This is a genomic window from Pararhodobacter oceanensis, assembly GCF_003076755.1.
GTDB lineage: Bacteria > Pseudomonadota > Alphaproteobacteria > Rhodobacterales > Rhodobacteraceae > Pararhodobacter > Pararhodobacter oceanensis.
Genome location: NZ_QDKM01000001.1, coordinates 899,928 through 926,650, shown reverse-complemented (window position 1 = coordinate 926,650; position 26,723 = coordinate 899,928). Strand labels below are relative to the sequence as shown.

Annotated in this window: 24 protein-coding genes; 13 read left to right on the top strand and 11 right to left on the bottom strand. The window is 62.0% G+C overall.

What is annotated here, in order from left to right:
* Positions 1-21: 21 nt before the first annotated feature.
* Together DDE20_RS04150 and DDE20_RS04145 are read right to left on the bottom strand one after the other, a co-directional pair.
* Complete coding sequence (locus tag DDE20_RS04150; RefSeq protein WP_116557139.1) at positions 22-1,509, bottom strand: flavin-containing monooxygenase; 1,488 nt, start codon at positions 1,507-1,509, stop codon at positions 22-24.
* Between the two features lie 12 nt (positions 1,510-1,521).
* Positions 1,522-1,962, bottom strand: coding sequence for a cupin domain-containing protein (locus DDE20_RS04145; RefSeq protein ID WP_116557138.1), 441 nt, complete (start codon positions 1,960-1,962; stop codon positions 1,522-1,524).
* A 132-nt stretch (positions 1,963-2,094) separates the two neighbouring features.
* On the opposite strand from DDE20_RS04145, the gene DDE20_RS04140 reads away from it, so the two are divergent.
* Positions 2,095-3,075, top strand: a complete 981-nt coding sequence (locus DDE20_RS04140) for an AraC family transcriptional regulator (protein WP_116557137.1) — start codon at positions 2,095-2,097, stop codon at positions 3,073-3,075.
* Positions 3,076-3,081: 6 nt separating this feature from the next.
* Here DDE20_RS04140 and DDE20_RS04135 read toward each other — a convergent pair whose 3' ends face one another.
* From DDE20_RS04135 to DDE20_RS04115, 5 genes are all read right to left on the bottom strand, one after another.
* A complete protein-coding gene (locus DDE20_RS04135; RefSeq protein ID WP_116557136.1) occupies positions 3,082-3,495 on the bottom strand; it encodes a RidA family protein in 414 nt (137 codons plus the stop codon).
* Between the two features lie 98 nt (positions 3,496-3,593).
* Complete coding sequence (locus tag DDE20_RS04130) at positions 3,594-4,544, bottom strand: MBL fold metallo-hydrolase (RefSeq protein WP_116557135.1); 951 nt, start codon at positions 4,542-4,544, stop codon at positions 3,594-3,596.
* A gap of 23 nt (positions 4,545-4,567) precedes the next feature.
* A complete protein-coding gene (locus tag DDE20_RS04125) occupies positions 4,568-5,902 on the bottom strand; it encodes a TRAP transporter large permease (protein ID WP_240607829.1) in 1,335 nt (444 codons plus the stop codon).
* A complete protein-coding gene (locus DDE20_RS04120; protein WP_116557134.1) occupies positions 5,899-6,462 on the bottom strand; it encodes a TRAP transporter small permease subunit in 564 nt (187 codons plus the stop codon). Before DDE20_RS04120 ends, DDE20_RS04125 begins: the two co-directional genes overlap by 4 nt.
* An 80-nt stretch (positions 6,463-6,542) precedes the next feature.
* On the bottom strand, positions 6,543-7,583 hold the full coding sequence (locus DDE20_RS04115) for a TRAP transporter substrate-binding protein (RefSeq protein ID WP_116557133.1): 1,041 nt from the start codon (positions 7,581-7,583) through the stop codon (positions 6,543-6,545).
* 228 nt (positions 7,584-7,811) lie between these two features.
* Here DDE20_RS04115 and DDE20_RS04110 point away from each other — a divergent pair, with 228 nt between their 5' ends.
* The 4 genes from DDE20_RS04110 to DDE20_RS04095 are packed head-to-tail and all read left to right on the top strand — an operon-like array spanning position 7,812 to position 12,027.
* Entirely contained in the window at positions 7,812-8,564 is a 753-nt protein-coding gene (locus DDE20_RS04110; protein WP_116557132.1) for an SDR family NAD(P)-dependent oxidoreductase, read from the top strand.
* 14 nt (positions 8,565-8,578) lie between these two features.
* The gene (locus DDE20_RS04105; RefSeq protein ID WP_116557261.1) at positions 8,579-10,288 is read left to right on the top strand and encodes an FAD-dependent oxidoreductase; all 1,710 of its coding nucleotides are present in this window, start codon (positions 8,579-8,581) and stop codon (positions 10,286-10,288) included.
* Positions 10,281-11,186, top strand: a complete 906-nt coding sequence (locus tag DDE20_RS04100; protein WP_165814415.1) for a DMT family transporter — start codon at positions 10,281-10,283, stop codon at positions 11,184-11,186. The genes DDE20_RS04105 and DDE20_RS04100 overlap by 8 nt, the downstream gene beginning before the upstream one ends.
* Positions 11,187-11,229: 43 nt before the next feature.
* Positions 11,230-12,027, top strand: coding sequence for an IclR family transcriptional regulator (locus DDE20_RS04095; RefSeq protein WP_165814414.1), 798 nt, complete (start codon positions 11,230-11,232; stop codon positions 12,025-12,027).
* A 96-nt stretch (positions 12,028-12,123) separates the two neighbouring features.
* Here DDE20_RS04095 and dctP read toward each other — a convergent pair whose 3' ends face one another.
* The 3 genes from dctP to DDE20_RS04080 form a co-directional block, all read right to left on the bottom strand.
* Positions 12,124-13,125 carry a TRAP transporter substrate-binding protein DctP gene (gene dctP, locus DDE20_RS04090; protein WP_116557129.1) on the bottom strand — a complete coding sequence of 334 codons (1,002 nt, stop codon included), beginning with the start codon at positions 13,123-13,125 and terminating at the stop codon, positions 12,124-12,126.
* Positions 13,126-13,494: 369 nt separating this feature from the next.
* A complete protein-coding gene (locus DDE20_RS04085; protein WP_116557128.1) occupies positions 13,495-14,991 on the bottom strand; it encodes a carotenoid oxygenase family protein in 1,497 nt (498 codons plus the stop codon).
* Positions 14,992-15,021: 30 nt separating this feature from the next.
* Positions 15,022-16,215 carry an acetyl-CoA C-acyltransferase gene (locus DDE20_RS04080; RefSeq protein ID WP_116557127.1) on the bottom strand — a complete coding sequence of 398 codons (1,194 nt, stop codon included), beginning with the start codon at positions 16,213-16,215 and terminating at the stop codon, positions 15,022-15,024.
* A 303-nt stretch (positions 16,216-16,518) separates the two neighbouring features.
* On the opposite strand from DDE20_RS04080, the gene DDE20_RS04075 reads away from it, so the two are divergent.
* From DDE20_RS04075 to DDE20_RS04040, 8 genes are all read left to right on the top strand, one after another.
* Positions 16,519-18,207, top strand: coding sequence for a class I adenylate-forming enzyme family protein (locus DDE20_RS04075; protein ID WP_116557126.1), 1,689 nt, complete (start codon positions 16,519-16,521; stop codon positions 18,205-18,207).
* 16 nt (positions 18,208-18,223) lie between these two features.
* On the top strand, positions 18,224-19,039 hold the full coding sequence (locus DDE20_RS04070; RefSeq protein WP_165814413.1) for an alpha/beta fold hydrolase: 816 nt from the start codon (positions 18,224-18,226) through the stop codon (positions 19,037-19,039).
* The gene (locus DDE20_RS04065) at positions 19,032-19,463 is read left to right on the top strand and encodes an acyl-CoA thioesterase (protein ID WP_116557124.1); all 432 of its coding nucleotides are present in this window, start codon (positions 19,032-19,034) and stop codon (positions 19,461-19,463) included. The genes DDE20_RS04070 and DDE20_RS04065 overlap by 8 nt, the downstream gene beginning before the upstream one ends.
* Positions 19,464-19,817: 354 nt before the next feature.
* The gene (locus DDE20_RS04060) at positions 19,818-20,333 is read left to right on the top strand and encodes a TRAP transporter small permease (RefSeq protein WP_116557123.1); all 516 of its coding nucleotides are present in this window, start codon (positions 19,818-19,820) and stop codon (positions 20,331-20,333) included.
* Positions 20,330-21,640, top strand: a complete 1,311-nt coding sequence (locus tag DDE20_RS04055) for a TRAP transporter large permease (RefSeq protein ID WP_116557122.1) — start codon at positions 20,330-20,332, stop codon at positions 21,638-21,640. The genes DDE20_RS04060 and DDE20_RS04055 overlap by 4 nt, the downstream gene beginning before the upstream one ends.
* Before the next feature lie 92 nt (positions 21,641-21,732).
* Positions 21,733-22,689 carry a winged helix-turn-helix transcriptional regulator gene (locus DDE20_RS04050; RefSeq protein WP_116557121.1) on the top strand — a complete coding sequence of 319 codons (957 nt, stop codon included), beginning with the start codon at positions 21,733-21,735 and terminating at the stop codon, positions 22,687-22,689.
* A gap of 198 nt (positions 22,690-22,887) precedes the next feature.
* A complete protein-coding gene (locus DDE20_RS04045; protein ID WP_240607828.1) occupies positions 22,888-23,832 on the top strand; it encodes an NAD(P)H-dependent flavin oxidoreductase in 945 nt (314 codons plus the stop codon).
* Positions 23,833-23,892: 60 nt separating this feature from the next.
* Positions 23,893-25,353: an MFS transporter gene (locus DDE20_RS04040; RefSeq protein ID WP_116557120.1), complete on the top strand. Its 1,461-nt coding sequence runs from the start codon at positions 23,893-23,895 to the stop codon at positions 25,351-25,353.
* Positions 25,354-25,367: 14 nt separating this feature from the next.
* Here DDE20_RS04040 and DDE20_RS04035 read toward each other — a convergent pair whose 3' ends face one another.
* The gene (locus DDE20_RS04035) at positions 25,368-26,123 is read right to left on the bottom strand and encodes an SDR family NAD(P)-dependent oxidoreductase (RefSeq protein ID WP_116557119.1); all 756 of its coding nucleotides are present in this window, start codon (positions 26,121-26,123) and stop codon (positions 25,368-25,370) included.
* Positions 26,124-26,723: the final 600 nt, after the last annotated feature.

Genomic DNA, 26,723 nt, shown 5'->3' with positions numbered 1-26,723 from the left:
CGCCCCGCCTGTCGCGCGCGGCTACCCGGCCTGATACTGCGGCGTTGTCGCCAGAAATGACCCGTAAGCCGCCGCATTCGGATAGGAGAATTGCTCGGCAATCGGGTTGCTGCGTTTGACCTTGCGCGCCCCCATATCGGCAAGCAATTCGTCGAAATGCTTGAAGTGGAACGGCGCCGAGCATAATCCGCCATAGATCCTCGCCGCCGGTCGCTCATTGCGTTTCCAGTTCAGCATCATCTCGATACTGCGGTTCATCTCTTCGGCGCTGGGCTGGTTCTTGAGCTGCCCGTCCGCATAGCGCACCAGCCAGTTGGCGATCATCTCGGCAGAGAGCACGGTGCAGAAACTCGAGTTGAAGCCGACAAACCCCATATCCGGCAGATCGGGATTCACCGAGAGCCGGTAAACGCGGTATTGCCCGTCATCCTCGATCAGCTTGTCCTGAAACTCCTGCGGCAGATAGGGCACGCCCAGCTTCCAGCCGACCGCAAGGATCGCCACATCGCAGGGCACGGTCTCGCCGGTTGATAGCTTCAGACCGGTCACGCTATAGCTGTCGAAAGTGCCAATGATCGGCTTGATCTGCCCCTTGTCGAGACATTCAATCAACCCCGGCGTGACAATCGGCACCGAGCAAGAGACCTCTTTCTCGATCGGCGTCTTCGGCACCATCCCATGTTTTTTCAGCTTCAACTGGGTTTTCAACAGTGTCTCAAGCCCGCGGAAGTTGACCCAGACCAGCGGTTTCAGCGCCGCCGCAATGCCACGCTGCAGGGGATTCTTGCCCCATTGGTTGAACTGCTGTTCCTGCGCGCGGATATAGAGGATGCGTTTGAAATTGATCCCGCCGACGAAATAGGGCACCCGCCAGACGTTTTCCAGATAGACCAGCTTCACCGACTTCGCGCCACTTTTGACCGCGTTGACGGCGATATCGGTGGCCGATTTCGACCCTCCCAGCACCACCACATCCTTGCCCTTGCAGACCTCGGGATCGGTGTATTCCGAGGAATGCATCACCTGACCGCCGCGCGCGACAAACGCATCCTGACCCGGATGCGAGATGATGTTTTTCTCCGAGAACTGGCCGGTGCAGACCGAGACGAAATCAAAATCCTCCTGCCAGATCCGGCTGCCAGCCTCCAGCGTCAGGGTCCAGCCCGGTTGCCCGTCAGCGCGGCGCTCCATGGTTTTCACTGCAGTGTTCAGCTTAAACAGCCGCGACAGATTATGTTTGAGCGCGTAGGAGTGCAGATATGCGTGCACCTGCGGACCCTTGGGCCATTCGGGGTAGGCCTCGGGCATCGGGTGATCTGTGTAGCAATACAGATCCTTGGGCGATTGCGTCTGCACATCGGGATACGAGCGCGACAACTCCCAGACACCGCCGAAATCATGGCTGCGTTCAAACCCGCAGACGCGGTGGCCCTTTTCGTCAAACGCCTTGGCAGCAGCCAAGCCGCTCACGCCTCCGCCAATCACGGCGACCTTTTTACGTTTAATCATGATGATACCCTCTTATGCGTCTGCGGGCGGGGGCAGGAAATCGACTTCATACATCGCCGACAGCCGCACCAGCTCCTCGGGATCGGTGACACCGTCGAGTTCGATGAACAATTCAAACAATTTGCGCGCCGGCGCGACGCCGAACACGCAGGTTGCCTCTGCGCCCGAGCGGTTGAAGATCCCATGCGCCTCGCCCATCGGCATCCGCACCAGATCGCCGGGGCCGGCCTTATGCACATCGCCCAGAAACTCGATCTCCAGAGTGCCGGTCAGGATGATGATCCATTCGTCCTGCGTCGGATGGATATGCGGCGGCACGAAGGTGTCGGCGGGGATTGTCGCGTGCCAGACAAAGGCGTTCTCGCTGAGCATTTTCGGCACATAAGTCTGGCCGACGACATTCCACGATCTGTTCTCAACGCTGCCAGCCGCGGGGGTGATTCCCTTTTCCATAACGTCTTCTCCCTGTTGATTATGGGGTATCTTGCGGCAGGACGCGCAGAGCCCTTATCCAAAAAACGAATGAAAAAGCTTCAGACTTGAAATATGATTTGTTCTGATCAACTCTTTTGGCGGGAGAGGCATATGGTCGGGACACAGACGGAGTATCTTGCCGGTTATCCGCTGTTGCGGACCGATGATCTGGACGAGGCGCGCCACCGCGTCACCGAGAAGTTTTGCGATCACAAGCTGGATAAATCCTCGCGCGTCGAGGCGCTGGCGGTCTGCCACAACCATGTCGCCGGCCGCCATCTGTCGATCAATTACCTGCATTACGGCGCTGATGTGCGCATTGATCCGGGATTGCTGGGCGAGTTCTACCTGCTGCAGGTGCCGCTAAAGGGCGCGGCCTATATCCGGCATCGCGGCTTTGAGATCAGCGCCAGCCCGCAGGTCGCCACCTTGCTGAACCCGGACCGCGAGACCGATATGCGCTGGCGCCAAGATTGCCAGAAACTGCTGCTGCAGATCGACCGCGCGTTCCTGCACCAAGTCGCCGAAACACTGCTGGGCTGTCCGGCGCCGGGGCCGATCCGCTTTGATCCGCAGGTGGATCTCTGCTCGGCGGCGGGGCGTCGCATCCGGCAAACCTTGGAGTATGCCGCGCTTATGGCGGGCGAGGGTGCGCTTTTCGCGGGGCGCAGTTCGGCGCAGGATCTGTGGACCGAGACCGAATTGGTCACCACGCTGGTCAGCCATCAGGCGAGCAATATTTCGCATATGATCGAAGCCGCGGACCATCACGCGCAATCCATCCATATCAAACGCGCGATGGCCTATATCCACGGCAATCTCGGCGAGCCGATGACCCTCGCCGAGATCGCCCGATACGCCGGAACCAATGTGCGCACCCTGCAAAAGGGCTTTCAGCGCGCTTACGGGAAATCACCGATGCAGATGCTGAAAACCGCGCGGCTTGATGCGGCGCATTATTACCTGTCGGTCAAACGCGATGCGCCCAGCGTCACCGATGCCGCCTATCAGGCGGGGTTCTCGCATCTCGGGCGGTTTTCACGCGATTACAAGGCGCGGTTCGGCATGCTACCCAGCGAGGCTCTGGGCTGACCCCGCTCAGGGCGCGCGGTAGGCGACGGCCTTGATCTCGATCACCAGTTCCTTCCGCGCCAGACCGGCGACTTCCAGAATGGTCCAAGCGGGAAAGGGCGCCGCGATGTAATCCGATTTGATCCGGGTGAAATCCGCCAGATTACCCGCAATCCCGACGTGATAGCTGACCAGTTCCACGATATCCCCCATCGCATAACCCGCACCCTCGATCACCCGTTTCAGACGGCGGAAGGCGTGCTCGATCTGCTCGGCATCGCTTGCGGGGATGGTGCCGTCTTCACGCAGCCCGATCTGCCCCGCCACATAGAGAAACCCGCCTGCCTGCACCGCGGCGGAATACTCGAAAGCCTCGAAAATCGTCGGGCCAGCGGCGGTGCGAAACTCGGTGTCATCGGGGCTGAAGGTGGAGATGCTCATCGGGTCTACCTGTTGTTGCTGTAGTGGACATGAAAACGGCGCCAACCGAAGCTGGCGCCGCATGGGTTTTCGCGAGGCGCTGGGCCTGCGTTACGGGGTTAGCCCTGCAAATCGCTCCACATCTGCTGGTCGCGCTCGGCGGTCCAGATACGCGGGGTGTCGATGCCGCGGGCCTCATCATAGGCGCGGGCGACGTTGAACGGCAGGCAATGCTCATAGATTGCGTAATCGGCGAACTTCGGGTCACATTCGGCGCGCACCGCGTCCCATACCTCTTTCAGTGTGCCGCCCCGTGCCGCAACCCGCTGTGCGGGCCGGTAGGTGCTTTCAACGAAATCATAGGTATTGGTCAGCGCCGCTTCGACCATTTCCTCACCGACCAGCGCATCGCCGCGACCGGGGGCAATCGCCACCGGATTGTAGTCGGCAATCGCCGAGAGCGTGTCTCCCCAATCGGCAAAATGCCCGTCACCGCAGTAGCAGGCCGAGTGGTATTCGACGATATCACCGGTGAACATCACTTCGGCATCGGGCACCCAGACCACCGCATCACCGGCGGTATGGGCGCGGCCCAGATGCATGATATCGACGCGGCGTTTGCCCAGATAGACGGTCATCTTGTCGCTAAACGTCGTCGTCGGCCAGGTCAGGCTGGGGATTTCCTCATGGCCCTGGAACAGGCGCGGGAAACGGCCGAATTCGCTGTCCCAATCCTCTTGGCCACGCTCGACCACCATCGCGCGGGCGGCGTCGGACATGATGATCTCGGGCGCGCCGTAGGCGCTGGCGCCAAGCACGCGGACCGCGTGGTAATGGGTCAGCACCAGATGGCTGATCGGCTTGTCGGTCACCGAGCGGATGCATTCCACCACTTTGCGCGCCAGACGGGGCGTCGCTTGCGCTTCAATCACCATCACCGATTCGTCGCCGATGATCACGCCGCTATTGGGATCGCCCTCGGCGGTGAAGGCGTAAAGCCCTTCGCCGATTTCGGTGAAGCTGATCTCTTTGTCTTCCATATCTCCGGCGGAGGCGAAGGATTTGCTCATGATGGTCTCACTTTCTTGACGGGTTAGCGCGCGGCTATCGGCAGCCAGAGCGCAATGGAGGGATAGATGATCACCAGCAGTAGCGCGGTGATCTGGATGACAACAAAGGGCAGTACGCCGCGATAGATCGTGGTGATCGGGATATCGGGGGCAATGCCGCGCAGGTAAAACAGCGCATAGCCAAACGGCGGGGTCAGGAAACTGGTCTGCAGGTTCACCGCCAGCGCGATGGCGAACCAGATCATCACCTGATCCCCGGGCAGGCCGAAATCAAGCTGCGCGACAATCGGCGCGATGATCGGCACGACCACGGCGGTGATCTCGACCCAATCAAGGAAGAACCCCAGAATGAACACCAACAGCATGATGAAAAACAACACCACATAGGGGCTATTCTCGCGGATGTTGAACATATCGAGGATCATCGCATCGCCGCCCAAACGCCGGAACACCACCGAGAAAATCGACGCGCCGATCATCACAAAGACAATCATCGCGGTGGTTTTGGTGGTCTCGTAAAGCGCATCACTCAGCGTCGGCAGGCTCAGGCGGCGCGACAGTAGCGCAAGGATCAAGGCACCGGCGGCACCAATGGCGGCGGATTCGGTGGGCGTCGCAATGCCGGCGATGATCGTGCCCAGAACCGAGAGGATCAGCAACAGCGGCGCCACCAGATCGCGGGTCAGCGACCAAACCGCGACGCCGAAACTGGTTTTCGCCACCCGCTCGGGCGCCGGCACACGGTGCGGGGTGAAAAACGCCACCCCCGCGATATAGAGGAAATACAGCCCCGAGAGCACCAGACCCGGCACGATCGCAGCAAGGAACAGATCGCCCACGGAAATCCGCAACTGGTCGCCCAGAATGATCAACATGATCGACGGCGGCAACAGGATGCCCAAAGTGCCGGACGAGGCGATCAACCCGCTGGCAAAGCTCATGTCGTATTTCGCCTCGCGCATCGCGGGCAGGGCCATCATCCCCATCATCACCACCGAAGCGCCGATAATGCCGGTCGAGGCCGCCATGATCACCCCGATGATCATCACCGACAGCGCGTATCCCCCCGGTGTCGAGCGAAACAGCGAGGCCAGCGAACGCATCAACCGCTCGGCAATGCCGGATCGTTCGAGCATCAGCCCCATGAACACAAACAGCGGGATCGCCACCAACAGCCAGTTGGTCAGCGTGCCGGAATAAATCCGCTGCACGCCCATCGACAGGAACAGCACCGGAATGCCGTTCATAAAGGAAAAGATGATGCCGACGCCTGCCAGCACGAAGGCGACGGGATAGCCGGTGAAAATCCCGCCGATCAGGGCGAGAAGCATCATTGCGGGCCAGAAATGTTCGATCACCGGATGTCCTCGGATAGGTTGCCGCGGTAAAGTTGGATGGCGGTGCCAATGGCACGGGCCAGACCCAGAAGGCCCATCATCCCGAAGCTGATCGGCAGCACCGATTTGATCAGCCAGCGATTGTTCAACCCGCCTTGGGTCGAGGCTTCGGCGGTGCGCCAGGCGACCTCGGCAAAGCTCCAGCCATACCAGGCCATAATCAGGCAAAACGGCAGCAGAAACACCAGATCACCGAGCATGCGGAACCACAGTTGCTGGCGCCGCGACATTTGCAGCGACAGGAAATCCACCGAGACATGGCGGTCGTCGCGCAGAGCCCAGATGCCGCCAAACAGCACCAGAAGCGCGAAAATATACCATTGCAGATCAACCAGCGAGTTCACTGTCAGTGCGCGGCCAAGGATCGGGATTTGTCCCTCCCAGTCCAGCAGGGTGCTGCTGCCGAATTGCGCCATCACCACGGTGACAAGGATCATCGCGATCAGTGGCAGGGTCAGCCAACTGATCCATCTCGCGGGGTAGCATATGGCATCAATCAGTCGCTTCAGGAATTCTGGCATCGTCGCTCCTGCTTGGCTGGAAAACAGCGGGCGGCACCTATGCCGCCCGCCAAACCGGAATGCAATAACGCAGTTGGCCGTTACCGCGCGGGCAGGGCCTGCAGCGTGCTCCACTCACCGACGCTGTCCATATACGCGCGCAGCGAGGCGAGGGCTTCGGCAAATATCGGATCCTGCTCGGCCTGTTCGTCCAGCACCGCATCCGAGGCGTCGCGCAGCGCGATCAGCACCTCGTCGGGGAAGCGGCGCACATCGGTGCCGCCTTCGCGAATGGTGGCAATCGCCGCGGCTTGCTCGTTGACCTGATCGCCCAAGTTATAGGTGATATTCGCCATACAGGCTTCGGTCATGACGTTCTGCGTGCGCTCATCGAGACCGTTCCAGACATCCATATTGATGATGATGCTGTCCCAGCTCGAGGGCTGATGCCAACCGGGGAAATAGTAGTAATCGGTGACCCGCTGAAAGCCGAAGCCGACGTCAAGCTGCGGCGCCGAGAATTCCGCCGCGTCAATGCGTCCGGTTTCCAGCGACAGATAGATTTCGCCTGCCGGAACCAGCTGGGTATTGGCGCCGAGACGCGCCATTGCCATGCCGCCGAGACCGGCAATGCGCATGTTCAGACCCTGCAGATCCTCGACCGAGTTGATCTCGCGGTTGAACCAGCCACCGGCTTCGGCGCCGACCAGATGGCAGGGCAGAACCTTGACGTTGAACGGGTCATAGGCACGCTGGATGATCTCCAGACCGCCGCCCTCGAACATCCATCCCAGCGCGATATCCGGGGTCGGGCCAAAGGGCATCGAGCCGACAAGGTTGGCAACGGGGATTTGCTGGGCCCAATAGCCGATCCAGTCAAAGCCCATCTGCAACGCGCCCGAGCTGACCGCGCCGAAGACTTCAAAGCCGGGCACAAAATCGCCCGCGCCATGCACATTGATCGTTACCGCACCGTCGGTCATCTCGTTGACCCGCTCGGCCCACAGCGTCGGGCTGGGCCCGATCGAGGGCACGTTCAGGCCAAATACGCTTTGCAGGTCAAAGGTTTGGGCATTTGCAGCACCCGTAACAGCAAGCGCCGCCGCCGCTGCCAGAGTGGGTAGCGTGGTAAATTTCGTCATGTCTCTCCTCCCTCAAGTCTTGGCTCTGTGACGAGCCGAAATCTCTGTGATGCGGTGCTCATGCATGCGCCGCTGCCGAAAGATTAGTTACAGCCAAATCTATTTGCAAGCGAAAGTTTGTTATTGGCAAATGTATTTGCAAGTGACTAATTGTGTGCGTAACCAGGATGCAAATCTTGTCGCAGTTGCAAGCCGGAGTTGATTCGTCCGGTGAAGAGGGAAAGAGCCATGGATGGAATTCGAGACGCAGTCGCCGTGGTGACCGGCGCCGCCCAAGGCAACGGGCGGGCCATCGCGCTGGGATTGGCCGCAGCGGGCGCGCAGGTTGCCTGTTGTGATCTGCAATCCGAGGCGGTGCAGGCGCTGGCTGCCGAGATTGTCGCGGGCGGTGGCAAGGCCATCGGCGTGCGGCTGGATGTGACGCAGCCGGGCGAATGCGCCACCGCGGCGCGGGTGGTGGCCGAGGTCTTGGGGCCGGTGGAAATCTTGGTGAACAACGCCGGTATCATCCGCCGCACCACCCCCGATTCCGACAGTTTCGCCCAGGATTGGGACGCGATGCTGGCGGTGAACGCGACCGGCACCATGCAGATGGTGCGCATTTTGCTGCCGCAACTGCGCGCCACCAAGGGCCGGATCATCAATCTGGCCTCAATCATGTCGGTCAGCGCTGGGCCGGGGTTGAGCGCCTATGCCGCCTCCAAAGGTGCGGTTTTGCAACTGACCAAGGCGCTGGCGCATGACCTCTCGCCCGACGGTATCCGGGTGAATGCGATTGCCCCCGGCGTCATTGAAACCCCAATGACCGAAGTGACCCGCGCCGATCCCGAGGCCATTGGCCGCTTCATGGCCCATACGCCGATGCGCCGCGTGGGTCGCCCCGAAGAACTGGTCGGGCCGGTTCTGTTTCTGGCCTCCGAGGCCTCGAGTTACGTGACCGGCGCGCTGCTGCCGGTCGATGGCGGCTATCTGACCGCATGAGTGAGGAAATGACGATGAAAACCCATGAAGTAGATGTTCTGGTGGTGGGCTCGGGCGCGGGCGGTCTGGCAACCGCGGTGGCCGCCGCGCACCGGCGGCTGGATGTTCTGGTGGTGGAAAAAGAGCCGGTTTTCGGCGGCACCACCGCACGTTCGGGCGGCTGGATGTGGGTGCCCGGCAACGGCCCTGCCATGCGCGCCGGAGTTGAGGATAGCGCCGAGAAAGCACGGACGTATCTGCAGCATGAAGCCGGTGAGCATTTCGATGCCGAGCGCGTCGATGCCTTCCTTGAGGCCGGCCCGAAAGCGGTGTCCTTCTTTGAGGATAACACCAACCTGCAGTTCGATCTCGGCCCGTTCTTTGCCGATTACCACCCCGATGCGCCGGGCGGTATGGATGGTGGCCGTTCGATCGTCGCGCGGCCTTTTGACGGGCGCGAATTGGGCAGCGAGATCCGCCGGCTGCGCCCGCCGCTTAAAGAGATCACTTTTCTCGGCATGATGATCGGCTCGGGCAAGGAATTGCTGCATTTCTTCAATGTTATGCGCTCGCCGGTCTCGGCCTTCTATGTCGGCAAACTGTTCATGAAATTCCTCTATGATATGGCGTTCTACGGGCGTCCGATGCGGTTGATGAACGGCAACGCATTGGTCGGGCGGCTGGCGAAGTCGGCCTTCGACAAGGATGTGCCGATCTGGACCCATGCGCCGGTCTCGAAACTGCTGCGCGACGACTCGGGCCGGGTGATTGGCGCCCGGGTCGAGCGCCGCGACGGGCCGGTCGAGGTGATCGCGCGCAAGGGCGTGGTGCTGGCAGCGGGCGGCTTTCCGCAGGATGCGCTGCGCCGCAAAGAGCTGATGCCGCATGCGCCCAGCGGATACGAGCATGTCTCGCCTGCGCCTCCGGGCAACACCGGCGACGGGCTCCGCCTTGGCGAATCGGCGGGCGCGGTGGTCGACACCACGCTGCCCCATGCCGCCGCATGGGTGCCGATTTCGCGCCCGGTTCGCCCCGATGGCACGCTCGGAACCTTTCCGCATTTCGTCGACCGCTCGAAACCCGGCGTGATCGCCGTGACCCGCTCGGGCCGCCGCTTTGTCAACGAGGCGAACTCTTACCACGACTTCTGTCAGGCGATGGTCGCGCGCTGCCGCGAGGAAGACGGCGAGGGCGCCGAGCCCGCCGCATGGTTCATCACCGACCACCGTGCGTTCCGCAAATACGGGCTCGGCTTTGCCAAACCCGCGCCGGTGCCGTTCAAATCGCTGATCAAGAACGGCTATCTCTTGCAGGGCAAAACCCTTGCCGATCTCGCCGCACAAATCGGCGCTGATCCCGCGCAACTGCAGCAAACCGTAACCGAGTTCAACGGCCCCGCCGCGCGCGGCGAAGATCCCGCCTTTGGCAAGGGCACGACCAGCTACAACCGCTCGCTCGGCGATCCCGAGCACGGGCCCAACCCCTGCCTCGCGCCGCTCAAAGACGGGCCGTTCTATGCGGTGCGCCTCTATGTCGGCGATCTGGGCACCTTCGCGGGGCTGAAAACCAACAGCAATGCGCAGGTGCTGGATGAGGGTGGCAAGCCACTTGGCGGGCTCTACTCGGTGGGCAATGACGCGGCCTCGATCATGGGCGGCAATTACCCCGGCGGTGGCATCACCTTGGGACCGGCAATCACCTTCGGCTATATCGCCGCACGGCATATGTCGTCCGCCAATGACTGAGCGTGTGCAGCTGCGGCAGGGTCTGATTCTGGGCCTGCTCGCCGCGCTGAGTTGGGGGATCTATAACGTCGGCGCAGAGATCGGGCAGGCCACCGGATTCCGTCCGGTGGACCTGACCATGTTGCGCTACGGCGGCGCGGCACTGTTGATGCTGCCGCTCCTCTATCTGGCCCGAAATCGCCTGCCTGCCTTGCGCCAGATCGCCATTCTGTCGCTGCTCATCGGGCCGGGCTTTGCGCTTTTGTTCAACGAGGGCTTCCAGCGCGCGCCGCTCTCGCATGCGGTGGTGATCGGGCCGGGCACTTCGATGCTGGTGGCGAACATCCTTGTGCGGCTGATCGACCGCAGCAAAATGAGTTGGAATCGCAATATCGGCATGGCGATCCTGATTGCCGGGCTGTTGATCATTGCCGCAGATGCACCGCCGCCGCGCGCTTCGGGCGGGGCGGTCTGGCTCGGCGATCTTTGTTTTCTGGGCGCCGGTTCGCTCTGGGGCTGCTATGTGTTCATCATGGGCCGCTGGCGTCTGCCGCCGATTGAAACCACCGCTGCGATTGCTACGCTGTCGTCGCTGTTCTTTGTGCCGCTCTACCTGATCCAATGGGGGCTGCCGCCGATGACGCCCAAACTCTGGGCCGAGCAGTTCTTTTATCAAAGCGTGATGGGCGGCTGTCTGGCCTTCATCATCTTTGCCGCCACCGTCCAGCGCCTCGGGGCAGGGCGGGCGGCGCTGTTCTCGGCCCTCGTGCCCTCCTGCGCGGTGCTGCTGGCGATTCCGATCACCGGCCAGTTTCCCAACGCATGGCAATTGACCGGCGTTATCGTCACCACTTTGGGGTTGATCGTGTCGATGGATCTGCGCCGCGCGCGGCCAGCGCGATTGCCCACCGCGGGATGAGGCGCTAGCTATGGCGCAGACTGCAATGGGGAGGGGCCAGCGCGTGACGGAGACAGTTCGGCAGCCGGGAAAGGCGCAACGCGGCATTCGCTCGCTGGATACGGCGGGGGCGATTTTGCGGGTGATGGCCGAGGCCTCGGGGCCGATGAAGCTGCGCGATCTGGCCGAGGCGATCGAGGTCGCGCCGGCGCAGCTCCATCCCTATCTGGTCAGCCTGCGGGCGATGCGCATGGTCGAGCAAACCGAGACCGGTCAATACGGGCTCGGCCCTTTCGCGTTGGAGGTCGGGCTTAGCCGGTTGCGCGCGCAGGATGCCTATCACGAGGCGCTGCTGCGGATTTCCGCGCTGGCCGAAGAGACCCGCCTGATGGTCGCGCTCTCGGTCTGGGGGCTGCACGGGGTGACCATCGTGCATGTCCGCGAAAGCATCGCCCGCATCCATGCCAACGTGCGCGTCGGCGGCGGCTTCGGGCTGACCACCACCGCCACGGGCCGGCTGTTTCTGGCCTTCATGCAAAGCGCCGCCACCGAGCGGCAACTCCAGCGCGAGATGGATGAGCGCGCCACCTCCGAGCTGGATTTCGATTTTGACGCCGAAGGGTTCCACGCCGAGATCGCGCGCATCCACGCGCAGGGCTATGAGACCACGCTCGACCTGCCGATCCCCGGGATCAGCGCGGTCGCGGCGCCGGTGTTCGACTATTCCGGCACGATGAAACTGGCGGTCACGCTGATCGGCCCGACCCGCCAGATCGACCTGAGCGCGGACGGGCCAGCGGTGCGCGATACGCTCGAGTTCACCCGCCAACTTTCGGCGGATCTGGGGTATCGGCCTGAGTAACCCGCGGATGCTGCACAGCTATTCACGACAAAACCGGCGGCCACCTATGTGACCGCCGGTTTCAATTCTTGCCTTATCCCGCGCGGGCGGGGGCGATTACTGCGAGGCCATGAAGGCTTCGGTTCTGTCGATGAAAGCGTCGATCACCTCGTCACCGGCAGCTTCGCGCACTTCCGCCATCAGATGCGAGGTGGCCTCGCGCATGGCGGCGATATCCTCGGGGGTGGCTTCGACCACCTCATGACCGCGCTCGACACCATCCGCAAGAATCCGCTCGAGGTTGGAGTTGTAGAACTCGATCCACATGGTCTTCCACTGGTCCCCCGCCGAGTCGATCAGCGCCTGACCTTCGGGCGACAGTTCGGCATAGCTGTCGGGGTTCATCACCAGTGACATCGCCAGCGAGCCCAGCGGCATCGTATAGCTGTAATCGGTAACCTCGGCGATGCGGAAGGAATCGTAGACCGACCAGTCCGACAGCACACCGTCCAGCGTGCCACGGTTGATCGACTCGGGCGCTTCGGTGATCGAGATCGCCTGTGGCACACCGTCAACCGCCAGCACGGATTCGGTCTGATACTGGCCCAACACGCGCAGACGCACGCCGCTCAGCCCCGAAATATCGTCAATCCGGTCGCGGTTATGGATGATATAGGGGCCAGTGGTCCAGACCGAGACGATTTTCAGATTGTCGCCGGTTTCCAGAATACCCTCTTGGTGCAGCTGCCAAGCGACATTGCTGCCCTGTTCGACGCTGGTCACCATGCCGGGCAGTTCAAACAGCCCGTAATGCGGATAGACACCGGGATTGCGGCCGGGAACGATATGGCCGAAATCGGCAATGCCGGTCGAGACAATGCGGTCTTGCTGGTTCGGGTCACGGCCCAAAGTGCCGCCCGAATAGACCACCACCGAGAACTCGCCATTGGCCTGCTCGGTGAGCCATGCCGCGAAAGGTTCGAGCATTTCGGTGACAAAGGATGCGTTGGCCGGAAAATAGGAGGCCAGCGACATTTCGCGGGCGTCGGCCCCCTGCGGAGCGAGCCCAGCGACGCTGGCCAGCACGGCACCGGTGATCACGGATTTAAATGCGTTCATGAAGTTCTCCCATCGTTGGCGCCGATTTTGTGGTCACCAGTTATGTTGATTCGCCTGAAGCTAATGTAGGGATATGATCAATTAGATGAACCTATTGTGTCAATGATTTTCGCGCGTAAATGGCGAGAAGTTTGGCGCGATAGGTCGTTCGCCCATCTATTGCAGCGAATTTCAACGACTTGAGGCATTCCCCGCAGTGACTGTTGCGCGGCCTCGGGTCTGTTAACTGTATTGAGGTTGCGTGTTCCAGCGGGCGCCCCCGCGTTCCCCGATCCGCGCGCATGGCCTGCAGCGGGGAGGCCCCGCCCGCGCGAGGGAGGGCGCGCGGGCGGGGTTGTGGCCCTTCTCGGGGCCAGTCTTATGCGCGGATCAATCCGCCAGCGAAACGCCGTTCTCATAGAGCATATGCGCTCCGGCCCAGAAGGCATGCGCGCCGGTCGGCACCTGATACGGCATAATCACGCGGCAAATTGGGCCTTTGTCGATGTTCTGCGCGTCAAACAGCACGCATTCGCCCTTGCCGCTGTTCATATTGGTCACGAAGGTCACGATATAGCCGTCATCCTCACCCTTGGCGTTGATCCGCGGTGCGAAGGGGGCCTCGCTGACGAATTCGCCCTTGGGCATGATGAAACGGTCGGTCTTGCCGGTCTGGAAATCGTATTTCTTCAACCCGTCCAGCAGCCACTCGCCTTTGACCGGCAGGGCGTTATAGCTGAACCGCGACTTGCGCCCGTTATACATGCCGTTGACCATCGGGAATTCGCTGATCTCGTCGTCGAGCTTTTCTTCACGGGTCTCGCCGGTCTTCATATTGAAGCGCCAACGGTGCATATGGGTGCCCTGCGTGTGCATATCGAGCATCCGGCACATGCGCTCATAGCCCTCTTTCGGCAGATCGCTCAGATCGGGCACCGGATTGGGCATGATGCAGCCTTCCTGCACGACCCAATCGCCCTCTTCATAGCAGTTCGACAGATGCAGGATGTAGCAAGGCTCGGCCTCGAACCAGCGCACATCCTCATTCGAGCCAAACCGCGGGATCACCCCGAAGCGCGCCGGAACATCGCGCCAGAAGCCCAGTCTGTGGCTGCCCTTCTTGAGCCGCTCGGGATCAAAGAACATCGGCAGATCATGCAGGATCGAGTAATTCTCGGTCATCCCCATATCATGCGGCCAGCGCGGACCGGGCAGATCAATCGGCACGTAATGCACCAGATTGTTCTCGGCATCGACGACGCCGTAGTTCATATAGGGCGGTTTTTCGGCGAAGTTGAAGAACATCATATGGCCAGTATGCTCATCGACCTTGAAGTGCGAGCAAATCCCGCGATCCCCAAGTGCCGCCGCCCAATTGTCATCGGGTCCCAGCGTCTCGAGCGTCTGGCTGTCGATGCGGTAGGGTTCCGAGCATTGCGACATCGCGACGATGATCTTACCCGCATGCACCACAACGTCGGTGCCGGTGTTATCCTTCATCGCGCTGATGCTGCCCCAGCCGCGTCGCTGTTTGCGGCGGGGTTCCATGATCCCCGGCCAGAGCGATTTTCCCGCGCCTTTCTCGGCCAGAAAGCCGGTGGTCTGGGTGTAGCGGTTGCGATATTCGACCTTGCCCTCGTTGAACCAGATCGCATGCAGCATGCCGTCGCCGTCGAACGGATGATATTTGCCGATCGGCTCATGCACCTGATTGTGGCCGTTGCGCACATACATGCCCTGCAGGTCCTTGGGGATCTCGCCGATCACCTCGAGTTCGGGGCCGCGGGCGGTGTATTCCAGATCAATCGGCTTATGCGGGCCATTCAGATATGGGTTGTCGTTCTCGGCGCTGATCGTCGAGTGACCATGGGCGAAAATATCTAGCATCTGTCTCCTCCTCAATATCGGTTAACGGGCTCAGTCCACGAGTTCCAGAACCGCAGCGCTGGCGACACCGGCGGCACCGGTGATCGCAACCACGCCGCGCCGCAATCCGCGCAATTCCAATTCGTCCAGCAGGCTGCCGACCAGAACCGCGCCGGTCGCGCCCATCGGATGCCCCAGCGCAATCGAGCTGCCGTTGACATTAAACTTATCCATCGGCGCCTTCATTTGCTGGATATAATGCAGGGTGACGGCGGCGAAACTGTCGCGCACCTCCCAGAGGTCCATGTCGTCGGCGCTCATATTCGCACGGGCCAGCGCTTTGCGTGTCGCCTCAACGGCGCCGATCTGGGTGATCGCCACATTCGCCTCGGCGGTCGAGATAATCCGCGCGCGCGGCTTCAGCCCGTGGCGCTTGGCCGCCGCCTCGGAGGCCAGCACAACCAGCGCCGCGCCATCCGCCATCGCGGGGGAGTTGCCGGCGTGGTGCACGTGGTTCAGCGGCCCGAGGTCGGGGAAAAGCGCGCGCACCGTATCGCCGTCGCGGCCCTCGCCAGCTTTGACGAAAGCGGGGTCAAGCGCGGCCATCTTCTCGGCGGTATTGCCGCGGCGGATGGTCTCGTCCTGCGCAAGAATGACCTCGCCCGCGGCATTGCGCACCGGCACGATCGAGCGAAAGCGGCCCGCGTCCTGCGCCGCGGCCGCACGCTCTTGCGACAGTGCGGCATAGGCGTCGCAGTCCTCGCGGCTAAAGCCGAATTGCGTCGCCACCAGATCCGCCGCAACGCCGGGATGCATGGCGCCGAGTTTGCGCGCGATCTCGGGGTCCATGAACATCGCGCCCTTGTCCGAGAGCATCGGTGTGCGCGACATCATCTCGACCCCGCCCGCGACCGTCACCACGCCATGGATCGCCGCGCGTTCCGCCATCATCGCGGTCGCCGACAGGCCCGAGGCGCAGAAGCGGTTCAGCGTCGCCGCCGGAGCGCTATGCGCCCAGCCCGCCATCAAGGAGGCGGCCTTGCCGATATTCGCGCCCTGATCGCCAACCTGCGTGGCGCAGCCGATCAAGGTGTCATCGGCATAGCTGTCCAACCCGTCGAATCGCTGCGCCATTTCGGTGAACAGCCCGCCCAGCAGGTCAACGGCGCGCAGCTCGGAGAGGGTGGCGCCTGCCTTGCCGCGCCCGCGCGGTGTGCGAATGGCATCAATGATGAAAGCGTCCATGAGTCCTCTCCCGGATAGTCCCGTGTTTCTGGCGTCACAATACATACCCTGAACCAATAATCAAGCGATTGAATCGCGGAGGTTTCGAAAAAATCGCCGAGGGCAGGGGTGCGATCTTTGGTGGCGTGCGGTCCATGATGCTATATATATAAGGCATAGGGTGGTGTTCGGCTTGCTTTGTCCCGTGGGCTTGTGTGGCGATAAATCTGTGTTTGAGGTGCATAAGAAATATTGATTAGGTCTTTTTAATGTAATACAAGGGTGCGGAATCGAGTTCTAGTGAGAGGGTGCGCCTTGGATAAAATGCCTGAAATCAGGGTTCTTCCGGACCTTCTGGCCCGCAATCGCAGCACCTATGGCGATTGGACCTGCCTTGTTGATCCGCTCGACCGCGCGCGGATCGCTGATGGGCCGGCGCGGCGGTTGACCTGGGCGCAGTTCGGCGCGCATGTGGATCGCGTGGCGCTGGCGCTTGCACGGGCGGGGTTGCACCGCGGCGATGTGGTGGTGCTGGCCGCGCCAACGCTGAGCGAGACGCTGGTCGCGCAGATGGCCTGTCTGGAGTTGGGGCTGATCATCGCGCCGGTCGCCGCGCAGTATCGCGAGGGCGAGATCGGCGCGATCATCGATCGTCTGTCGCCGCGCGCCCTGATCGGGTTCACGCGCTTGGGCAAGCACGCCAATGCCGCGATGCTGGCTGCGCTGGCACAGGGGCGCGGGCAGGGCGGGGCGCTGGCTCCGACGGTTTTCGCGTTTGGCGATGATCTTCCCGAGGGTGTGCAGAGCCTCAATGATGATGCCGCGCTGACGCCGGATGAACAGGCCGAACTGGATGTCGCCCGCGCCGCTGCCGCGCTTACCCCCGAAGATACCGCCTTCATTATCTTTACCTCCGGCACCTCGGCGCGGCCCAAAGCGGTGCCGCGCAGCCACCGCGCGACGCTGCATGTGCGCAGCTTCCTTGAGGATGTCGCCGATCTGCCGATGGGCGGGTGTTTCCTCTCGCCGCGGCTGCTGAACACCATCGGATCGCTGGCCAACGGCCTGCCCGCGTGGCTGCATTCGGCGGCGCGTATGGTGCTGCACCACCCCTTTGATCTGGATGTCTTTCTGCGCCAGATCGTCGAGGAACGCCCCGAAGTCACCAGTTGCCCGCCCGCCATGCTCAATATGATCCTGCAGCGTATCGAGGAGGGCGAGACTGTCGATCTCGGTGGTCTCCATCATATCACCTCGGGTTCGGCGCAAATCCGGCCCGAGTTGTTTCGCGAATTCCGCGAACGCTTTGGCATCTCGCTGGTCAATGTCTACGGCTCGAGCGAAGGCGCAATGCTGATCGCCTCGGACAGGGATATCCCCAGCGAGGTGGATCGCGGCCATTGTTTCCCGCGCCATGCCGAAGGGTGCCCCGGATCGCGGCTGCGCACCGTTGCGGGCACGCAAACCCGCATTGTCGATCCCGGCAGCGAGGTGGAAATTACCCAGCCCGGCAAGAACGGCGAGTTGCGGCTGAAAGGCGTGGGCATCCTCAAGGGCTATTGGGATGATCCCGCGGTGACCAAAGAGTCCTTCGATGCGGAGGGTTGGTTCAAGACCGGCGATCTCTTCACCATTTCCGGCGACGCGGGGCAGTATCTGACATTTGCCGGTCGGTTGAAAAACATCATCGTGCGCGGCGGGCTCAATATCTCCGCCGAAGAGGTGCAGGGGCTCGCGCTCAGCCATCCTTTGGTTGCCGAGGCGGTCGCGGTGGCAGTGCCGGACGCCAAACTGGGCGAGAAAGTCGGGCTGGCGGTGGTGCTGCGCAACGGCGAGGGCCTGTCGTTGCCCGATCTCTGCGCCCATCTACGCGATCACTGCAAGGTGGCGGTTTTCAAATTGCCCGAGCATTTCCAAATACTTGACGCTTTGCCCGTGATGCCGAGCGGCAAAACCGATCTTCAGGCGATCCGGGCGCGCTTTCCGGGCAATGCCCCTCATGCAAAGGATTAAGATCATGGACAGAACCATGCCAGACTACAGCGTTACCGGCGACGGCCCCGTCACGCTTTTCTTGCTGCACGGTGCCTTTGGCGCCAAGGAATATTGGCAGAGCCAGTTGCAGGCGTTCAGCGATCTGGGCCTGCGTATCGTGGCTTGGGACGCGCCCGGCTATGGGGCCAGCGCGCTGCCCGAGGGCTTTTCGATTGAACTGGCCGCCGAGGCGCTGACCCATTTAATTGCCCGCGAAAAGACCGAAACCAACCTCGTGCTCGGCCATTCGATGGGTGGCATGGTGGCGATCCGCGCCTATGACATGATGCCCGAGGTGATCGACGGGCTGATCCTCTCGGCGACCAGCGCCGCCTTCGGCAATTCCGATGGCGATTGGCAGCAGCAATTCGTCGCCGCGCGCGTTGCGCCCTTGGATGCGGGCAAGCGGCTTGAGGAATTCGCGCCTGCGATGCTGCGGCGGATGTTTGCACCGGACGCGGATCATCCCGCAACCGATCTGGTGATTCAGGTGGTCTCGCAGATGAAGCCCGAAACCTTCCGCGCGGCGATCTCGGCGATCACCAAATTCGAGGCGCGCGATGTGCTGCCAAAAATCACCGTGCCGACGCTCTGCATCGCCGGTGCGCATGACCTTTCCGCCGCGCCGCCGAAAGTGATGGAGAAAATGGCCAGCAAGATCGCCAAGGGCGAATATCGCTGCATGGATCATGTTGGGCATTTCGGCTGGGCCGAAGATCCCAAAGGATTCAACGCCGAGATCGTCGATTTCCTGACGCAGAATATCCCTGCTGTTGCTGCGCGTGTGACGCAAGAGGTGGCGAATGCCTGAGATGCGCCGCAGCCCCACTGCCGCGCTGCCGTTTCATACGCAAGAGGGGCTGCGCTACCGCGATGTTGACCCGATGGGTCATGTGAACAACTCGGTCTACGCAACCCTTTTTGAGCAAAACCGCGTTGCCTTTCAAAGCGAGCCCGGCGGGTTTTGCGAGGCCGAGGGGCAGATCGCCGTGCTTGCCACGCAGACCATTGATTTCCTCCGCGAGATGCATTTCCCCGGCACGGTGGATATCGGCCTCGGCATCAGCCGCATCGGGCGCAGCAGTTTTGACTTCATCCAAGAGATCACCTTGGAGGGCGGGCTGATCGCGCGCGGCCGCTGCACGCAGGTGCTGATTGACGAAGGGGCGCGCACTTCGGTGCCGCTCTCGGGGTTGCAGATCGAGATGCTGAACCGCTGGCTGGTGGTGCCCTAAGCCCCCGTAAGCGCTTCAGTAGCTGGGATAAGCTGTTCCAAAGGCTCTGGCCTCGTGCCGTCGGCTTGCCGCGATATAGGGAAGGGGCGCACTCAAAAAAACCTGCAATGACCGGCGATTTTTCATTGACAAGAATGGTTCATTAATTGAACTTGTTTGCAAGGGCGGAACTGGGCCAAACCATGCTCCATCTGCCTTTGCGCATCCGCCAACCCCAGGCTGTCCTCACTTTGGCAGACCACATAAGGGGTGAGAGCGGCGCAGGGGCAAGGGGTGGTTGGTGTGGCGAAAAACAGGCGCCTGAACCCGTGAAAAGGGTCAAATGGAAATGCCAACATATAGGGGAGGCTGCAAATGATACTGGCGCGACTACATCGCTACTGCGTTGCTTTGGGCAAGCCGACAGCCGTCATCGGGATTCTGGGCCTGATGCTGATTGCCGTGATCACCATTCTGGCGGTGGTCGCGCGGGCGGTGTTCAACCATCCGCTGGTCTGGTCGCATGACGCGGCCAGCCTGATCATCATCATCGTGGTCGCCAGTTGCTTTCCCACCGGCGTATTGCAGCGCAAACATATCGCGATCGAGTTTCTCGGTGCCGCATTGGGCCAGAGGGCCAACCGCTGGCTCACCGCATTCGGCGCGGCGGTCACCACCCTTGCGCTGGCCGGACTGGCCTGGCAGTTGACCGGTTTCGCGATTCAGGAAACCCAAGGCCACGGCAGCACCATTGTCATGCGCATTCCCACCGGTCCGGTCTGGTGGCTGGCGGCGATTGTCGTCTGGGCCGCGGTGCCAATGCAAATTCTCGTCACCCTGCAAGCCATCACCGGCACGCTTTCGCGCCAAACCGACGGAGATCACGTATGAGCCCTGAAATGATTGGCCTGATGGGGATCGGCGCGCTGATGCTGATGATCCTGACGCATGTGCCGATTGGCATCGCGATGGGCGTCTCGGGGGTGCTGACCTTCGGCCTGTTGCGCAATTTCTCCGCCGCGTTCTCGATTGTCGGCACCGAAGCCTCGACGGTGTTTGCCAGCCTCGAACTGGCGATCATCCCGCTGTTCCTGATCATGGGCAGTTTCGCGGCCTCGGGCGGCATGGGCAAAGATATCTATCGGCTCGCCTTCGCCTTTCTCGGGCATTACCGCGGCGGCTTGGCGATGGCCACAATCGGCGGCTGCGCGGGCTTTGGCGCGGTCTGCGGCTCGTCCATCGCCACCGTCTCGACGATGACGCAGGTGTCTTACGGCGAGATGGTCAAACGCGGCTATGCGGCCTCGCTCTCGACCGGTTCGATTGCTGCCGGTGGCACCTTGGGCATCCTCGTGCCGCCCTCGGTGATCATCGTGCTCTATGCGGTGCTGGCCGAGCAGTTCATCCTCACCCTATTCACCGCCGCGCTGATCCCGGCGTTGCTGGCGGTGATCGGCTATATGATCTCGATCTGGATCTTTGTCGTCCTCAACCCGAATGCAGGCCCGCGCGGCGAGCGTTCGAACTGGTGCGAGCGTGCCGCTGCGGTGCGCGAAAGCTGGGCCACGCTCTTGCTGGCGATCACCGTCGCGGGCGGGATCTACACGGGCATCTTCACGGTGACCGAATCCGCGGCCATTGGCGCCATTATGGCCGTGGCGATTGCGGTGATGCGCGGCAAGATCACCTGGAAAGTGTTCTGGCACAATCTGCACAGCACCGCCGCGACCAGCGCCATGCTCTATGTCATCCTGATCGGCGCCAGCGTGTTCAGCTATGCGCTCACCCTGTCGCGGCTGCCGGCCAACATCGTGAATTATGTCGGCGCGCTGGATGTGGCGCCCTTGGTGATCATCGCGGTTTTGATGCTGATCTACATCATCCTCGGCGCGCTCTTTGACACCGTCTCGGCGATGGTGCTGACCATGCCCTTCGTCTTTCCGCTGATCCTTAACATGGGCTATGATCCGATCTGGTGGGGTATCGTGATGGTGATGGTGATCGAGATCGGCATGGTGACGCCGCCGATAGGCATCAACGCGCTGATCATAAAATCGATGTTACCGGGCAGTAAGTTGAGCGATATCTACAAGGGGATCTTGCCGTTTCTGGTCTCCGACCTTATCCGCCTGACATTGGTGATCCTGTTCCCGGCGCTGATCATGTGGCTGCCGACAATCATGGACCTTCCGCGCTAACACCCTGCAGGGATGCGCCCCTCGGGGCGCCTCCTTGACTTCCGCGCGCCAACCGGTGTGAATCCCGTCACATCATTCACAAAGGGGCTTTCATGTCCGAAAAGGAAGCCGAGTTGACCCCGAGCCCCGCGATGGTGGCCAAATATTCCGTGGTTCGCGCGCTGGCCGTGCTGGGGGACACTTGGACGCTTTTGATCGTGCTCTCGGCGTTCCGAGGCACCAGCCGGTTTACCGATTGGCAAAGCGAGTTGGATATTCCCAAAGCGGTGCTGGCCAACCGGCTCGACCGTCTGGTTGAGGTCCGCGTGTTCACCCGCCGCCCGTCGCAGGCCGGTGGCAAGCGGATGGAGTATTTTCTCGACGAGGCCGGACTTGATCTCTGGGAGCCTCTGGTCGCCATGCTGCGCTGGTCGCGGCAATGGTATGGGCCGGAGGGTCATGAGAGCCTGCACTTCCATCATGAGGGTTGCGGCGCCGATAGCGATTTGGTGCTGAGCTGCTACACCTGCGCAGGCCCTTTGACGCCTTTCAATACATTTGCTGAACCGGGTCCGGGCGAGGGTCTGGAGGCGCGCGTCGAGCCGCATTCGCGCAGGCGCGCCAATTCCGCGATCCGCCACGGCGAAGAGGCCTTCGGGTCCTCCGAGGCGCTGACCTTCTTTGGCGACATGTGGGCACCGGCGATTGTCGCCACCGCTTTGCGCGGCGGGCGGCGGTTCAACGACCTTGTCTCTTATCTGCGCATCCCGCCTTTGGTGCTGTCGATGCGGCTCAAAGAGCTCTTGGCGATGGGCGTTATCTCGCGCCGCACTATTGAGGATAGCGAGCGTTATGAGGCGTTTCACCTAACTCGCAAAGGGTTGGATTTGTTCCCATATGTGGCGATGATCGCGAAATGGGGCGATAAATGGTGCGATGATGCCAGTGGTGTGCCGCTGGTCTTTCACCATAAGGACTGCGGCCATGAATACACGCCGGTGTTCCGTTGCTCCGCATGCGGCGGGCGCATCCACCGCGCCGATGTCAAATTCCTGACCGGTCAGCCCTAGGCCGCTGCACTCTCTCACTTTGGGCCTTTGCTATGCGCGCTTCGGCGGGCTGTCTTCTGCCGTTCTACGCGCGCCGATGCTGCGCGCATCCGGCGTCTTCTGAATTGACAGGCGATTTTTCGTATGTTCTTTTAATGAAGTGAAATCCCGTTGTGCACCGCTCCCGGATCGGGTGTGCGCTGCTTGAAAGGAACTGATGTGTCCCCACGTTTTGGCTCCAAAGACCTGCGCGCAGAGCTGGTCACGCGCTTGGGCGCCGCGCTCCCCGCCATCGCCGCGCCGATGTTCATCGTCTCCGGCGTCGAGCTGGTCTCGGCGGTTTGCGCCCAAGGTATGGTCGGCGCCTTCCCCTCGCTGAACGCTCGCGATCCCGAAGAGTTGCGCGGTTGGCTGGCACAGCTCAACGCCAAGGCGCAAGAGCCCGGTCGCGCCGCCTATGCCGTTAACCTTGTCACCCATCGCAGCAACGCCCGTTTTGCCGCAGATCTCGAGGTCTGCGCCGAGGCCCGCGTGCCGCTGATCATCACCGCGCTTGGTGGTCCGAAGCCCGCAATCGAAGCGGTGCATGGCTGGGGCGGGTTGGTCTTCGCCGATGTGAACTCGCCAAAATTTGCCCGCAAAGCCGCCGAGGCGGGTGTCGACGGGCTGATCCTTGTTTGCAATGGCGCGGGCGGTCACACCGGTCTGGTCTCGCCCTTTGCCTTTGTCGATGAGGTGCGCAGTTTCTTTGATGGACCAATTGTTGTCGCTGGCGGGATCAGCAGCGGCGGCGCGATCCGTGCCACGCAGTTGATCGGTGCCGATCTGGCCTATCTCGGCACGCGGTTTCTGGCGGCGGACGAAAGCAACGCGGTCGAGGATTATAAGGCAATGGTCGTGGACAGCAGCTATGACGATATCATCGCCACCGATGCGATCACCGGCGCCTTGGCCAACAAGCTGCGTCCCAGCCTGTTGCGCGCCGGAATTGACCCGGACACGCTGCAGGGCGGCGGCGGCTTCGACCTGAGCGCGCTTGAGGGCAAGGCGAAGCGCTGGCGCGATCTATGGTCCGCAGGTCACGGCGTCGGCGCCAGCCAGCACCGCCAATCCGCCGCAGAGATCGTCGCCGAGCTCAAAGCCGGATACCAAGCCGCCGGTTGACGCGACAGGCCGTTAGGTCGGGGCAGGTCTTGTAAAGCGCCCCCCAAGAAAGCCAAACTGATGGTTAAAACCCCCGAGAGGCGCGCGCCCGCCGCCTCCGCCCATACCCATGCGGAGGGTGAAGATCCGATCCGCTGGCGCATCCTCGCGGTGCTGATCGTCACCATGTTCATGACGCTGATCAACGTCAGCATTGTGAATGTGGCGCTGCCCTCAATCGGGCGCGGATTGGGCGCGACGCCTGCGGATCTGCAGTGGGTATTATCCGGCTATGCGTTGACCTTCGGCGTGATCCTGATCGCCGCAGGGCGCGCGGGCGATATCATGGGGCGCGGCGGAATATTCGTTGCTGGCGTGGCGATATTCACCCTGTCTTCTGTCGCGGCAGGCATGGCGCCAAGCGCCGAGTGGCTCAATATCGCGCGGGTCACCCAGGGGATCGGCTCGGGTCTGTTGAACCCGCAGGGGTTGGGCATGATCCAGCAGTATTTTCGCGGCGCCGAGCGCGGACGGGCCTTTGGTCAACTCGGCATCGCGGTCGGGCTCTCGGTCGCTATTGGGCCGGTGCTCGGCGGGTTGCTGATCGAATTGGGCGGGCCAAATCTGGGTTGGCGGCTGACCTTTCTGGTCAATGTGCCCATCGGCATCGCCGCAATTGTGCTGGCGCTCAAGTGGTTCCCGCGCCCCTTGATCCGCCGCTTTCCCAGCCTTCCCGTGGCGCTGCGCGACCTCGACGCCATCGGCGCACTGCTGCTCGGCTTGGCGCTTCTGGCGCTGCTCATTCCCTTTGTCGAAGCGCGCAACACGCCGATCCTCTGGCTCCTGCTCCCCTGCGCCGCCGCGCTAACCGCGCTCTGGCTCTGGTGGGAGCGCCGCTATCAGCGGCTCGGGCTTGACCCGATGTTCGACCTGCAGATTTTCAGGCACAGCAGCTTTCGCAACGGCATTCTGGTGATCGCCTTTTTCTTTATGGGCATGCCCAGCCTCTGGGTATTGGTCGCGCTTTATGTCCAGGAGGGCGGCGGTGGCACGGCGCTGGATGCCGGTTTGATCGGCGTGCCCTCGTCATTGATCGGCGCCTATGCCGCGCATTGGGCGGGCAGCCGCGTGGCGCGCTACGGGCGCAAAATGGTGATCGGCGGGATGCTCGTCACGCTCATCGGTGTGGTGCTCTGCGTGCTGGTGATCCTCTTGCATGAGGTGGGGCAGGTCAGTCTCTGGTGGCTCGCCGGTGCGATGTGTTTTGTCGGCGTGGCGCAGGGGTTGGTGATCAGTCCGAACCAGACCCTGACGCTAGAGCAGGTGCCGCTGGATTATGCCGGCAGTTCCGGCGGGATCATGCAGACCGGCCAGCGGATCGGCACGGCGGTCGGCTTTGCGGTGATCACCGCCGCGACCTACGCCACGCTCGCGGTGAGTTCCTGGGCGCTGGCGGTGACGGCGGGGCTGGGCCTGATCGCGCTGATGGTGCTGCTGGGAATGGCGGTGGCTTACAAAGACCTGCGCGCGCGCAAAGCCTAGCGCTCGGGAAGTGGTTAATGAAACACCCGACCGCCGTTGACCAGTAGCGTCTGGCCGGTGATATAGCGCGCCCTATCCGAGGCGAGAAACAGCACCGCATGGGCGATGTCCTCAGGCTCGCAAATCACTTTCATCGGCGCCTCGTCCCGCACCTTGGCGCGGTTTTCCTCGGTCATACGCTGCACCGCGCGGGTGTTCGTCGGGCCGGGGCAGACGGCGTTCGCGGTGATCCCTGCGCGGCCGAATTCGCGCGCAATCCCGCGGGTAAAGCCCAGAATCCCTGCCTTCGCCGCCGCGTAATCGACGCAGCCCAGATCGCCGTTCAGCGCCGTATCCGAGGCAATCGAGATCACCCGTCCGGTCTTGCGCGCCTTCATCGACGGCAGCACCTCGCGGGTGCAATGGATTGCCGCGCGCAGCGAGATGTCCAGCACGAAATCGAGTGTTTCATGGCGCGCCGTGGCAAAGGACGACATATCTGCGCGCGCCGTTTGGCCGAGGTTGTTAATCAAGATGTCCACCGGTCCGAGCACCTCCGCGGCCTCGGTAAAGGCGGAGGTGATCGTTTCGAGTCGGGTGAAGTCCCCCTGCACGATATGCACGTCGCTGCCCAATGCGCTTGCGTCCCGCGCGGTTTGTGCCAGCGCCTCGCCGTCAATATCAAAGAGCGCGAGCCTCGCGCCCTCTGCCGCAAAGCCGAGCGCAATCCCGCGTCCGATCCCCTGCGCGGCGCCGGTGATCGCCACCACTTTCTTGTCGAATTGCGTCATTGTGCATCCTTTCGGTCATCGGTTTATCTGCCAGTTGCAGGTGTCGGCGCCCGTGATGTCTGGCCCGTCCTGCGCGCAGCGAATCAACGCACGGTAGGTGGCGAAGGGTCAAAGAGGGGGAGCGCTGCGGTTGCTCATCATGTTACACTTGCTGAACGTGAATAAAAGGCCGTTTCCACCGCTCTGGCGAGATATCTCGAACCAAAGCCTGCATGGGCAGGGTTTTGCAGCTTTCTCCCCCGCGTAAACCTCATCTGCGGCATGCAGAGCGCAATGTTCGCGAAATTCCCTTGAAAAATAGTGGCTAAAGTGATCCCGCGGGCGACGTTCTTCGTCAGCATCGATTGGGGCTATCCACTGCTCAGTCCATTGATCTGCGAAGTGCAGCAACCGCTCGCCAAATAATTTCGCACCCTTCGCTTGACGGGTCGATTTTAAAGTGTTCTTTAAGTGTAGCAATTGACGCAGAGGCAACCGGAGAGCCCCTATGACGCCGCGCTCTGAACTCCCCGCATTCCCCCGGCGCCCACGCGCTGCCTGCGCGCCAATCCAGCGCGACACCGGCACGCAAACCCGCGCCCGCGCCGACCATCCAACTCC